At 40.5% G+C, this 13,855-nt stretch carries 10 protein-coding genes; 5 read left to right on the forward strand and 5 right to left on the reverse strand.

Features of this window, described 5'->3' with window-relative positions; all coding sequences use genetic code 11:
• Positions 1-79: 79 nt before the first annotated feature.
• Entirely contained in the window at positions 80-1,885 is a 1,806-nt protein-coding gene (gene aspS / locus HMPREF2628_RS07570) for an aspartate--tRNA ligase (protein WP_070842801.1), read from the forward strand.
• On the forward strand, positions 1,863-2,804 hold the full coding sequence (locus HMPREF2628_RS07575; protein ID WP_070842802.1) for a YitT family protein: 942 nt from the start codon (positions 1,863-1,865) through the stop codon (positions 2,802-2,804). Before aspS ends, HMPREF2628_RS07575 begins: the two co-directional genes overlap by 23 nt.
• A 28-nt stretch (positions 2,805-2,832) precedes the next feature.
• Here HMPREF2628_RS07575 and HMPREF2628_RS07580 read toward each other — a convergent pair whose 3' ends face one another.
• From HMPREF2628_RS07580 to HMPREF2628_RS07600, 5 genes are all read right to left on the reverse strand, one after another.
• Entirely contained in the window at positions 2,833-3,819 is a 987-nt protein-coding gene (locus HMPREF2628_RS07580; RefSeq protein WP_070842803.1) for a LacI family DNA-binding transcriptional regulator, read from the reverse strand.
• A gap of 9 nt (positions 3,820-3,828) precedes the next feature.
• On the reverse strand, positions 3,829-4,629 hold the full coding sequence (locus HMPREF2628_RS07585; RefSeq protein ID WP_070842804.1) for a DUF1189 domain-containing protein: 801 nt from the start codon (positions 4,627-4,629) through the stop codon (positions 3,829-3,831).
• Between the two features lie 260 nt (positions 4,630-4,889).
• Positions 4,890-5,732: a sugar ABC transporter permease gene (locus tag HMPREF2628_RS07590; RefSeq protein ID WP_004236955.1), complete on the reverse strand. Its 843-nt coding sequence runs from the start codon at positions 5,730-5,732 to the stop codon at positions 4,890-4,892.
• 1 nt (position 5,733) lies between these two features.
• Positions 5,734-7,026 carry a sugar ABC transporter permease gene (locus HMPREF2628_RS07595; protein ID WP_070482067.1) on the reverse strand — a complete coding sequence of 431 codons (1,293 nt, stop codon included), beginning with the start codon at positions 7,024-7,026 and terminating at the stop codon, positions 5,734-5,736.
• A gap of 110 nt (positions 7,027-7,136) precedes the next feature.
• Positions 7,137-8,408, reverse strand: a complete 1,272-nt coding sequence (locus HMPREF2628_RS07600) for an extracellular solute-binding protein (protein WP_061590125.1) — start codon at positions 8,406-8,408, stop codon at positions 7,137-7,139.
• A gap of 478 nt (positions 8,409-8,886) precedes the next feature.
• Here HMPREF2628_RS07600 and malQ point away from each other — a divergent pair, with 478 nt between their 5' ends.
• From malQ to HMPREF2628_RS11235, 3 genes are all read left to right on the forward strand, one after another.
• Positions 8,887-10,404 (forward strand): 4-alpha-glucanotransferase, encoded by a 1,518-nt coding sequence (malQ, locus tag HMPREF2628_RS07605; protein ID WP_061590126.1) that lies wholly within the window; start codon positions 8,887-8,889, stop codon positions 10,402-10,404.
• Positions 10,405-10,429: 25 nt separating this feature from the next.
• Entirely contained in the window at positions 10,430-12,688 is a 2,259-nt protein-coding gene (gene glgP, locus HMPREF2628_RS07610) for a glycogen/starch/alpha-glucan family phosphorylase (protein ID WP_070842805.1), read from the forward strand.
• Between the two features lie 774 nt (positions 12,689-13,462).
• Entirely contained in the window at positions 13,463-13,669 is a 207-nt protein-coding gene (locus HMPREF2628_RS11235; protein WP_070842806.1) for a hypothetical protein, read from the forward strand.
• Positions 13,670-13,855 lie beyond the last annotated feature (186 nt).

Consider the following 13,855-nt stretch of genomic DNA (forward strand, 5'->3'; position numbering starts at 1 on the left):
GCAAACTTTTCTGATGATTTTCATGAAGAGCCTGCGCTTTTATGGTAAAATAGTAACAGAATAAAAGAGGAGAGAAAACATGAAACGTAGTATGTATGCTGGTCGTGTTCGTGAGGAACACATCGGACAAGAAATAACCTTGAAAGGATGGGTTGGCCGTCGTCGTGACCTTGGTGGTTTGATCTTTATCGATCTTCGTGACCGTGAAGGAATCATGCAGTTGGTTATCAACCCTGAAAAAGTATCTGCAGAGGTCATGGCAACAGCTGAAAGCCTTCGTAGCGAATTTGTCATCGAGGTGACTGGTCAGGTCGCTGCGCGTGAGCAAGCCAATGATAAGTTGCCAACTGGTGCAGTTGAGTTAAACGTGACAGCTCTGACAGTGCTTAATACAGCTAAGACAACCCCATTTGAGATTAAGGATGGCATTGAGGCCAATGACGATACACGTTTACGTTACCGTTACCTTGACCTTCGCCGTCCAGAAATGTTGGAAAATCTCAAACTTCGTGCTAAGGTGACCCACTCTATCCGCAACTACTTGGATGAGTTGGAGTTTATCGACGTGGAGACACCATTCCTTTCTAAGTCAACGCCTGAAGGGGCGCGTGACTATTTGGTGCCGTCTCGTGTTAATAAAGGGCATTTTTATGCGCTTCCTCAAAGTCCACAAATCACGAAACAACTCTTGATGAATGCAGGTTTTGACCGTTACTACCAAATCGTCAAATGTTTCCGTGACGAGGACTTGCGTGGTGACCGCCAGCCTGAGTTCACTCAGGTCGACTTGGAAACGTCTTTCCTTACTGAGCAAGAAATCCAAGATATCACAGAAGGCTTGATTGCGCGTGTCATGAAGGAAACTAAAGGCATCGAAGTGACGCTGCCATTCCCTCGTATGAAATACGATGATGCGATGGCTCTTTACGGTTCTGATAAACCTGATACTCGTTTTGACATGTTGCTTCAGGACTTGACAGAAGTGGTCAAAGGTGTAGACTTTAAAGTCTTTTCAGAAGCACCTGCTGTAAAAGCCATTGTGGTCAAAGGCGCTGCGGACAATTATTCACGTAAAGACATCGACAAGATGACAGAAGTAGCCAAACAGTATGGTGCCAAAGGTCTTGCTTGGGTCAAGGTTGTTGATGGAGAATTAAACGGACCAGTTGCTAAGTTCTTGACAGGCATCCAAGCAGAATTGACAACAGCGCTTGCACTTGAAGATAAGGACCTCGTTCTCTTTGTGGCGGATACGCTTGAAGTGGCCAATGCAACTCTTGGTGCCCTTCGTGGACGTATTGCCAAAGAGCTTGGCTTGATTGATAACGATAAATTCAACTTCCTTTGGGTGGTTGACTGGCCAATGTTTGAATGGTCTGAAGAAGAAGGCCGTTACATGAGTGCCCACCATCCGTTTACTTTACCAAATAAAGAATCTGAGGAAAAAATAAAAGCTAATAAGGACGGTCTAAAGAAATACTCTAAAGAAAAAGGTAGTGTTCTAGAGAGAATACATGCCGTTGCCTATGACATCGTTTTAAATGGTTACGAGCTTGGTGGAGGTAGTCTTCGTATATACGAAAAAAACCTCCAGGAATACATGTTCAAGGCTCTTGGTTTCTCAGCTGAAGAAGCAAATGACCAGTTTGGATTCCTTCTTGAAGCCATGGACTATGGTTTCCCACCACACGGTGGCTTGGCTATCGGGCTTGACCGATTTGTCATGCTTTTAGCAGGGGAAGAAAATATCCGTGAAGTCATTGCCTTTCCTAAGAACAACAAGGCAACTGACCCAATGACACAAGCTCCTTCAACAGTAGATCTCAAACAACTAGAGGAACTCAGCTTACAAGTAGAAGAAGATGAAACAAGCAAAACGAATTAAGCGGTGGCGCTATTATCTGCGCCGCTTTGCTCATCAGATAAAAATTTTACGTGTCTTACAAAGTATCTCTCGCGAAAAGTATGATGAGAAGATTTCGGCCTCTCTGGTCTATGGTTTTTTATCAGCAGTGGCGGTCAATTTCTTTTTCCAACCAGGTCATGTGTATTCGAGTGGTGCGACAGGTCTGGCACAGATTATCTCTGCCTTGAGTAATCACTGGTTTGGTTTTCATATTCCGATTTCGCTGACCTTCTACGCCATTAATTTTCCTTTGATGATTTTGGCTTGGTATCAGATTGGCCATAAGTTTACCGTCTTTACCTTTATCACGGTTTCCATGAGTTCCTTCTTTATCCAGTTTGTCCCTGTGGCAACCTTGACGGAGGATCCTATTATCAATGCCCTTTTTGGGGGAGTTGTCATGGGCTTGGGGATTGGTTTTGCTCTTCGCAACAATATCTCCAGTGGAGGTACAGATATTGTCAGCCTGACCATTCGCAAGAAAACGGGTAAGAATGTTGGTAGTATTTCTTTCTTGGTAAATGGGACTATCATGCTGATAGCTGGTTTGACCTTTGGTTGGAAATACGCTCTCTACTCTATGATTACCATCTTTGTCTCTAGCCGTGTCACAGACGCTGTCTTTACCAAGCAAAAACGCATGCAGGCCATGATTGTGACCAATCATCCAGAGAAGGTAATTGAAAAAATCCATAAAAAATTGCACCGCGGTGCAACCATGATCCACGATGCAGAAGGAACCTATAATCACGAAAGAAAGGCAGTTTTAATCACTGTCATTACCCGTGCAGAGTTTAATGAATTTAAACAGATTATGAAACAGGTGGATCCAAGCGCCTTTGTCTCTGTATCTGAGAATGTTCATATTTTGGGACGATTCGTTGAAACAGAAAATTAGTAACAAAAAAACCAGCGTGAGCTGGTTTTTATTTTTCAATAATTTTGTGGGCGATTAACTGACGGTAACAAATTTGCTTATTGCTTTTAGTATCGTTGATAATCTGGAGGATAGTTTCAAGGGAAATACGACCAAGTTCTAGGCTATTGATATCAACATAGGCCGCCAAGTTGAGCTTGGGATTGACCGAGTCAAAGCTGAGAACAGGGACATCCAGTTGGTGCTTAGCAATATAGTCACAGACCCCTTCGGCTAGGAGACTATCGGTTGTAATGATAGCATCAATCTGTGGATCATGCTGAAAGAGGAGTTTACTAAATTGATACCCTTTTTCTTCTAGGAACTCGGTTGCAAAATAGGTCAAATTTCCGTCAATGGGCAGTTGGTGTTGTTTGAGGGCGGACTCATAGCCTGTTAAACGGTCTTGCGTTACGAAGAGTCGCTTAGTCCCTCCAATGAAGGCAATTCGTTTGCAGCCTTTTTTGATAAAATATTCGGTTGCATCAAAACCGGCTTGGACATTGTCATTATCGACAAGAGGGATAAAGGGTGAAATGGATTTTCCTAGGATGAGGAAGGGGAACTGCTCATCAGCGACCAGCTTGACCAAGGGATCCTCCTCTTCGGCATAAAGGAAGATTAAACCATCCACACGTTTGCCGTAAACCATCTGTGAAATAGCTTTAAGGCGCTCTTTTTCATCTTTACCTGTTGCAATCTGAATAGCGTAGTGGTTTTCAGAAGCAACTTGGGCGATACCACGGAGGACAGATGGGAAGAAAGGATTTTGATAGAAGGCGTCTGAGTCGTCAGGAAGGACCAAGCCGATAACTTGGGTATAACTGCTTACCAAACTACGAGCGTTGAGGTTGGGGTGGTAATTGAGCTCCTTCATAGCCTTGCGAACGCGTTTTTTTGTTTCGTCGCTAATGGTTGATTTGTTTTGAATAACACGGGTTACGGTTGAAGGCGAAACACCAGCAGCCTTGGCCACGTCTTTAATCGTAACGGGCATAAAAATCTCCTATTTATGGTAATCTGGATCACGGAAATGCGTTTTATAAAAGATAGTGACCAGATACAGAACAAAAAGAATGTTTTGTACAGTAATCAGGGTTGTCATATTTTGGCCAAATAATCCCAAAATAAGCGTAATCAGAGTTGGTAATCCTAAACAGTTCAAGATAAAATGGTAGCACTCTTTAAAGGTCCTAAATGAAAAGAGGCGTGATTTCTTAGTGATATAAAGGAGAAGACTCGCTCCTAGAGAGACAATGAAGAAATTCAAACCAAAGAGAAAGCTGGCACCGAGAACTAGGAAGAGACTGATATAGACACGATTCTGCTGATACCAGTCTTTAGAAATCGCTTGTGTCAAGCTGTCTTTGTTTTTGAAACTATCAGTCTGAATCGCTCGGTAAGAGATACGGGTCAGCTCTTTACTTTCCTTGCTGATGACTAGCTCATTCGTATCGAAATGCAGTTGCAAGTTCTTAGGTAATTCCTTGCTTTGACTTGGACCGATCACAATAGAAGGGGCTTGACTAGCTGTTCCTGTATAAGTTAATTTGCCATCAATAATTGTAGCGTGTTCAGAGAGATCCTGGACAACCTTATCTGTCAATGGTTCATAGACATTATCGATAAAGGTTTCTAGCGGATAAGTCTCCTGTGAGCTGTTTTGGATGGCAATAGGTACCATAGATAAGCTGATAAGGAAGACACTGGTAAAGAGAAGCTGAAACCAGTTGAGTCCGAAACGTTTGGACAGGGGCTTACGAAATCCCCAAATACTTGAAAAATATGAAAATGGATATGGAAGCATTTGTATCTTTCTAAAAGGTGTTTTCTATATGAGTATTATTATATAGAGAAATGTACTTTATTTCAAGTCTAGGAGACAAATTGCTTGCTACAAGGATATTATATACAGTAGCAATCGCTAATACTCAATGAAAATCAAAGAGCAAACTAGGAAGCTAGCCGCAGGTTGCTCAAAGCAAAGCTTTGAGGTTGCAGATAAAGCTGACGTGGTTTGAAGAGATTTTCGAAGAGTATAAAATGAAAAAGGGTGGCGGGGATAAATTATCCCTTGTCGCCACCACTTGTAAGTCCTGAAACAAAGTTCTTTTGTAGGAAGAAGAAGAGAATACAGATTGGAAGGGCGATGAGGATAGCACCTGCTGAGAAGTAGGCAATCTTCATATTTTTCACATTGCTAACGAAGGTTTGGAGACCTACGGCAACAGTAAAGTATTCTTTTTCACGAAGCAAGAAACTAGAGAGGATATAGTCCCCGAAAGGTCCCATGAAGGCCCAGAGAGCTTGTACGGCAACCATTGGGCGAACAAGTGGAAGAACAATTTGCCAGAAGCGGCGGAAATGTCCTGCACCGTCTAGTTTTGCAGATTCGTCTAGAGACATTGGCACTGTATCGAAGTAGCCCTTCATGAGCCAAGCATTCATTGGGATACCACCACCAACGTAGAGGAAGATGAGGAACCAGCTGTGGTTAAGGGCGTTCAACATAAGTGCCATAACGAAGAAGGCTGTCAAAGCGGCCATGGTTGGCACCATTTGGATAATCAAGAAGAAGACCAAACTTTGTTTACGAGCCAAGAAATTGTAACGGCTATAAGCATAACCAGCAAGTACGATAATACTTGTTTGAACAGCCATAGTAATTAAGGCGATAATCAAAGTGTTGAGGTACCAAGTACCGTACAAGGTTTCAGTGAAGAGGCCTTTAAAGTTATCAAAATTGAGATCGATATTAGTATCTAGTTTAAAGGCTGAGACGTTACCTGCTTTAAAGGCTGACATGATGGTAATCAAAAGTGGATAGATAATCACGATTGATAGGCCAATTAAGTAGAGGTAAGTAAGGGTTTGAGTCAGTCTACGTTTGAGTTTAATTGAGTTATTCATCTTAGACATCCTCCATATCAAATGCGTGTAGTTTCTTGAATGCGATCATAGAGATTGAGATGACAATGATAGAGATAATCAAGGTAACAGCTGCCGCCATTGAGTATTGAGGAGATGTACCTGTTGTCAAACGGTAGATCCATGAAATCAAGATATCAGTTGAACCAGCTCCCCCTCCGACACTACCAGGACCCCCACCATTGAAGAGGTACATGATAGAGAAGTTGTTAAAGTTGAAGGTGTATTGGCTAATCAAAGTAGGTGCCGCAACAGCCAAGATCATTGGGAAAGTGATGTTGCGGAATTTTTGCCAAGCATTGGCACCGTCAATATAAGCTGCTTCGTAAAGGTCGTTAGGAATAGATTGCAAGATACCCAAAGTCAAAACGTAGATATATGGGAATCCAAGCCAACCTTGCATCATAATCAAGGCAACCTTAGTCCAAGTAGGGTCTGTTTTCCAAGGGATAAGAGCCCCATCAAGGAAAGGAAGGAATTTAGCAAAGATCGGCAAGACTTGAGTGTTGATAGCACCAACACTATCATTAAACATATTTGAGAATGTCAAGATAGTGATGAAGGCTGGAACAGCCCAAGGAAGAAGGAAAATAACACCAAAGATACGTTTTCCTTTGATAAATGGTTGGTTAGCAATGATAGCTGTGAAGATACCAATCACGATCTGTAAAGTTGAGGCAGATAAAGCCCAGATGATAGTCCAAGAAAGAACAGAACCAAAGGCAGAACGGAAGGTACTCAAGCTCCAAATGTTTGTAAAGTTGGTCAAACCAACCCAGTCCAACAATTTGTTTGGTGGCAAGTGTTGGAAGTCGTAGTTGGTAAAGGCGATCATCAAGGTTACGATAACGGGGAAGATAATCGCAAAAGTCATTGCAATATAAGATGGAATGATCAAGAGGTAAGGGAAACCATTTTCATAGATTCCTTTGATCATTTCTTTAAAGGTAAGTGCTACTGGAATACCATTGTTAATGTGTTTAGCAGTTGTATGTGCATCTTTGATATTTGCGAAATAAAAGAGTACATAAACAACTACAAAGATTAAATGGAAGGCACCACGAATCAGCATGAAGAGAGAATTATCACGACCTGGCTTGTCACCAAGAGTGATGAGGTTGCTCAATTCAGGGGCTGCAAGTGCTAGGAAATAAAGGACAAATACGATGGTTACACCAAGGAAGATAAAACCTTTGGCCTTTTGTTTATTGTAAATCTGTCCTAACCCAGGAATGATAGACAGCAGGGCTGCTTTACTAGGTTGTTGCTTTTCCATAATAACTCCTTTCATAGGATACTGGTTTCTAATCAAAACCTAAACTATATATGTTTTTTATTGATAAATTCAAAGGGGGATTTGAATTCCACCCCCCTTGAACAAATTTTTTATTCACCAAATTTTTGTTTGATTGTTTCTTTGATCAATGTTACAGCATCGTTTGCAGCTGTTTTAGCATCTTTCTTACCACTTACAGCTTCAAACAACATTGTTTTAGCTGGGTCCCAAACAGCTGACATTTGAGAGATATTTGGCATTGGTTGAGCGTTCTTGAACTGTTTGATAACAGCTGTTGTCAACTCATCGTTTTTACCTTCAGCGTATGAACGAGCTTCAGTGTTAGCTGGGATTTCGTTAGTTGTATCGTAGAAGGCTTTTTGTTCTTCAGTTGAAACAAGGAAGTCTACAAATTTTTGAGCAGCTTCAAGGTTCTTAGTGCTTGATGGGATGATCCAAGCTTTACCACCACCGAATGCAGCATATTCTTTTCCGTTTGGAAGAGTTGGGATAGTTGCAACACCGTAGTTTACTTTAGCGTCTTTGAAGGCTTTAGCTTTCCAAGGTCCGTCAATGATAGCAGCTGTTTTACCTTCTTGGAATTGAGTTTGGATTAGGTTTCCAGCTCCTTCAGTATCTTGCATACCTTTAGGCCATTTTTCATACCAAGATTTAGCATAGTTGATACCTGCGATAGAACCGTCGTTTGCAAGACCGATGTCTTTAGCATCTTTACCGTTTTGTCCGAATACGTAACCGCCGTTACCAGCAAGAAGTCCGTATGCAAAGTAGAAGTTTGTCCAGTCAGCTAGGAAAGCAGAAGTTTTTCCATCTTCTCCAGCGAATGCGTATTTGCTATCTTTAGCAAGGTTTTCCAAGTCAGCAAATGTTTTTGGAGCTTCTTTTACCAAGTCTTTGTTGTAGTACATAACAAGTGACTCGATAACGGCAGGAGCACCGTAAACTTTACCGTCAGCAGCTGTTACAAGAGATTTAGTTTTATCATCTGTTTTAGCGCCGTCGCTCAATTTAACTTCTGAAAGTTGGCCGTCAGTACCAAGGCTACCTACACGGTCGTATGGTGCCATCATAACGTCAGCAGCTTTACCAGATTGGTTATCTAGAGAAAGGTTGTCAAGACCACCCATTTGGTCTCCGGTTTTGATAGTCACTTTTACGCCAGCTTCTTTTTCGTAAGCTTTTGCAGCTGATTCAGCAAAAGCTTTGTATTGGTCTTCAACGTAAAGAGTGATTTCTTTCGCTTCAGATGAACCAGCATCAGCAGCTTTTTCAGCAGGTTTGCTTCCGCAAGCTACCAAAAGCAAGCTAGCAAGTGTAGCAGTTCCAAGCACAGCAGCGCTCTTCATGAATTTAGATGACATAGTGTATTCCTCCTAAAGAATAACAAATTTTATAATGAGGAAACGCAAACGTTTTCCTTTATGGGACTAGTATAGCACAATCGGAAAGCGGTTGCAAGTATTTTTTGTAAAAATTTTTAAAAAAATTGTGAAAAAAGTAAACGCTTCATCGTCATATAATAGTAGAAAATCCCAAAAATAGCTTTTGTTTTAAATTTAAAAAAAGTTGAGAAAACGATTGCCTAATTTACAAATGGAAAGCAGAGAGGATTCTCATTTTATTTTTGCTTAATAAGATAAGTGAAACCCTTATTCCTATTTTGTTTATTTCCTGAAAGAATATATATACGAGTAAGAAGAAAAAATTTTTAAAAAATAATCAAAAAAGTTATTTAAAACCGCTTGCATTTATCAAGAAAATAAGCTATACTAGTAATAGCGCAAACGTTTGCGTTCATAAAAATGTAATATCTAACTATAAACACATGAGGTGCTTATTATGAAAAAACGTCAAAGTGGTGTGTTGATGCACATTTCTTCTCTTCCAGGAGCATACGGAATCGGATCATTTGGTAAAAGTGCTTATGACTTCGTTGATTTCTTGGTTCGCACAAAACAACGTTACTGGCAAATCCTTCCACTAGGAACAACTAGTTACGGAGACTCTCCTTACCAATCTTTCTCAGCCTTCGCAGGGAACACTCATTTTATCGATTTGGATATCTTAGTGGAGCAAGGCTTGTTACAAGCAAGTGACCTTGAAGGGGTTGACTTTGGTAGTGATGCGTCTGAAGTTGATTATGCGAAAATTTACTATGCACGTCGTCCTCTTTTAGAAAAAGCGGTAAAACGTTTCTTGGAAGTGGGAGATGTTAAAGATTTTGAGAAATTTGCTCAAGACAACCAATCATGGCTTGAACTCTTTGCAGAGTATATGGCTATCAAAGAGCATTTTGACAATCTTGCTTGGACTGAATGGCCAGATGCAGATGCTCGTGCTCGTAAAGCTTCAGCACTTGCAAGCTACCGTGAGCAATTGGCAGACAAGTTGGTTTACCACCGTGTGACTCAATACTTCTTCTTCCAACAATGGTTGAAATTGAAAGCTTACGCTAACGACAACCATATCGAAATCGTTGGAGACATGCCAATTTACGTAGCGGAAGATTCAAGCGATATGTGGGCAAATCCACATCTCTTCAAGACAGATGTCAATGGTAAGGCTACTTGCATCGCAGGATGCCCACCAGATGAATTTTCTGCAACTGGTCAGCTTTGGGGTAACCCAATCTATGACTGGGAAGCAATGGACAAAGATGGCTACAAATGGTGGATTGAGCGCTTGCGTGAAAGCTTCAAAATCTACGACATCGTTCGTATTGACCACTTCCGTGGCTTCGAATCTTACTGGGAAATCCCTGCTGGTTCTGATACAGCAGCACCTGGTGAGTGGGTGAAAGGTCCTGGCTACAAGCTTTTTGCAGCCGTTAAGGAAGAACTTGGTGAGCTAAACATCATCGCTGAAGACCTTGGCTTCATGACTGATGAAGTTATCGAATTGCGTGAACGTACTGGCTTCCCAGGAATGAAGATTCTTCAATTTGCCTTCAACCCAGAAGACGAAAGCATCGATAGCCCACACTTGGCACCTGCTAACTCAGTTATGTACACAGGAACACACGATAACAATACGGTCCTTGGTTGGTACCGTAACGAGATCGAAGATGCGACTCGTGAATACATGGCTCGCTACACGAACCGTAAAGAATACGAAACAGTGCCACATGCTATGCTTCGTACAGTCTTTTCATCAGTTAGCTTCATGGCAATTGCAACTATGCAAGATTTGCTAGAATTGGATGAGGTAGCTCGTATGAACTTCCCATCTACCCTTGGTGGAAACTGGTCTTGGCGTATGACTGAAGATCAATTGACACCAGCTGTCGAGGAAGGCTTGCTTGACTTGACAACAATCTATCGCCGAATCAATGAGAATTTGGTAGAATTAAAGAAATAATACAATATCAGGAGACACCTTAAACATGTTATCACTACAAGAATTTGTACAAAATCGTTACAATAAAACCATTGCAGAATGTAGCAATGAAGAGCTTTACCTTGCTCTTCTTAACTACAGCAAGCTTGCAAGTAGCAAAAAACCAGTTAACACTGGTAAGAAAAAAGTTTACTACATCTCAGCTGAGTTCTTGATTGGTAAACTTTTGTCAAACAACTTGATCAACCTTGGTCTTTACGACGATGTTAAAAAAGAACTTGCAGCTGCAGGTAAAGACTTGATTGAAGTTGAAGAAGTTGAATTGGAGCCATCTCTTGGTAATGGTGGTTTGGGACGTTTGGCTGCCTGCTTTATCGACTCAATTGCTACTCTTGGTTTGAATGGTGACGGTGTTGGTCTTAACTACCACTTTGGTCTATTCCAACAAGTTCTTAAAAATAACCAACAAGAAACAATTCCAAATGCATGGTTGACAGAGCAAAACTGGTTGGTTCGCTCAAGCCGTAGCTACCAAGTACCATTTGCTCACTTCACATTGACATCAACTCTTTACGATATCGATGTACCTGGTTACAAGACAGAAACTAAGAACCGCTTGCGTTTGTTTGACTTGGATTCAGTTGACTCTTCAATCATTAAAGACGGTATCAACTTTGATAAGACAGACATTGCTCGCAACTTGACTCTTTTCCTTTACCCAGATGATAGTGACCGTCAAGGTGAATTGCTCCGTATCTTCCAACAATACTTTATGGTTTCAAACGGTGCGCAATTGATCATCGAAGAAGCAATCGAAAAAGGAAGCAACTTGCATGACCTTGCTGACTACGCAGTTGTACAAATCAACGATACTCACCCATCAATGGTTATCCCTGAATTGATCCGTCTTTTGACTGCTCGTGGTATCGAACTTGACGAAGCAATCTCAATCGTTCGTAGCATGACTGCCTACACTAACCACACAATCCTTGCTGAAGCCCTTGAAAAATGGCCTCTTGAATTCTTGCAAGAAGTGGTTCCTCACTTGGTACCAATCATCGAAGAATTGGACCGTCGCGTGAAAGCAGAATACAAAGATCCAGCTGTTCAAATCATCGATGAGAGCGGACGTGTTCACATGGCTCATATGGATATCCACTATGGATACAGTGTAAACGGGGTAGCAGCACTCCACACTGAAATCTTGAAGAACTCTGAGTTGAAAGCCTTCTACGACCTTTACCCAGAAAAATTCAACAACAAAACAAACGGTATCACTTTCCGTCGTTGGCTCATGCATGCTAACCCAAGACTATCTCACTACTTGGATGAGATTATTGGAGAAGGTTGGCACCATGAAGCAGATGAGCTTGAAAAACTCTTGTCTTATGAAGACAAAGCAGCTGTCAAAGAAAAATTGGAAAGCATCAAAGCTCACAACAAACGTAAATTGGCTCGTCACTTGAAAGAACACCAAGGTGTGGAAATCAATACAAACTCTATCTTTGATATCCAAATCAAACGTCTTCACGAGTACAAACGCCAACAAATGAATGCTTTGTACGTGATCCACAAATACCTTGACATCAAAGCTGGTAACATCCCTGCTCGCCCAATCACAATCTTCTTTGGTGGTAAGGCAGCTCCAGCCTACACAATCGCTCAAGACATCATCCACTTGATCCTTTGCATGTCAGAAGTTATTGCTAACGATCCAGCAGTAGCTCCACACTTGCAAGTTGTTATGGTTGAAAACTACAACGTTACTGCAGCAAGCTTCCTTATCCCAGCATGTGATATCTCAGAACAAATCTCACTTGCTTCTAAAGAAGCTTCAGGTACTGGTAACATGAAATTCATGTTGAACGGAGCTTTGACTCTTGGTACTATGGACGGTGCTAACGTGGAAATCGCTGAGTTGGTTGGAGACGAAAATATCTACATCTTTGGTGAAGATTCAGAAACTGTTATCGACCTTTACGAAAAAGCAGCTTACAAATCAAGCGAATTCTACGCTCGTGAAGCTATCAAACCATTGGTTGACTTCATCGTTAGCGATGCAGTTCTTGCAGCTGGAAACAAAGAGCGCTTGGAACGTCTTTACAATGAATTGATCAACAAAGACTGGTTCATGACTCTTCTTGACTTGGAAGACTACATCAAGGTTAAAGAACAAATGTTGGCTGACTACGAAGACCGTGACGCATGGTTGGATAAAGTCATCGTTAACATTTCTAAAGCAGGATTCTTCTCATCTGACCGTACAATTGCTCAGTATAACGAAGATATCTGGCACTTGAACTAATACTCTTCGAAAATCTCTTCAAACCACGTCAGCGTTGCCTTGCCGTACTCAAGTACAGCCTGCGGCTAGCTTCCTAGTTTGCTCTTTGATTTTCATTGAGTATAAGATACAAATTCACACTAATACATTTTGTAAAAAAGCGAGTTTCGATTGAAATTCGCTTTTTTAAATGCTGTGGATTTGAGTCAATTTTGTCTAAAAATAGGGAGATCCTAGATACAGTGAAGGCTTTAAATGCTGGTTTTTACTGTCTTTCATCCTTATTTTTCTTCGTAGTTGAACACCTCATATTTATTGTATTCGCTTACACAAAGTATTATAATATGATTGTAGGAAAGAAGGTGTTTTTATGATACATACACTTAAATTGGGGTTGTTTATTACCTTTCTTGTATTATTAATCTTGTTACCTGATAAGATTTTTGGAAAAAATAAAAAAATTTGGAAAATAATTCTTGCAATATTGATGGCGGCGACAGCATTATCATTTATGTACTAAGTTATTTTAAGAATGTAGGGTTTACTTCCCTACATTCTTTTTAGTTTTTTCTGTTTTCTAGATTCTATTTATCCAAGCGCTTCAAAAACTAACTTTTTTAAAAGCTAAGTGTTAGTAAGCTTGTAAGAAACCTAGTTTAAAACAGTAAACCAGCGCTTAAAATGCTGGTTTTCACTGTCTTCAGCTTTATATTTCTTCGTAGTTGATTACCTCATATTTCTTGTATTCGCTTACATAAAGTATTATAATATAATTGTAGGAAAGAAGGTGTTTTTATGTGGAAAAAATATTTTTCAAAATATAAATGGACTGATTTATTTTGGATTTTATTTATCATTTTGACCTGCCTCTATATAGGTAACCATGATTTGTTTCCTCTCAATCATCAAGAAATCTCTCTTCGAGGTAGTTTCTGGGGATCTGTACTCGCCTTATATCAATTGCTATTTATTGATAAATTTATTATTTCGAATCGAAAATAAAGTTTAGGGCTATGCTTAGCTGTGTACCTTTAGGATTGATTTTTGGAGGAAGATTTTGTCTCTATTATTTATTATTTTAAATTTGTTTATCTTGTACAAGATCTATTCTTTGAGACGACAGAAATCGAAATACTTGATTTATACGGCCTATATCATATTTGGGGTAAATGTAATATATGGTATTCA

It is taken from the genome of Streptococcus sp. HMSC063B03, from assembly GCF_001836965.1.
GTDB classification, from domain to species: domain Bacteria; phylum Bacillota; class Bacilli; order Lactobacillales; family Streptococcaceae; genus Streptococcus; species Streptococcus pneumoniae_F.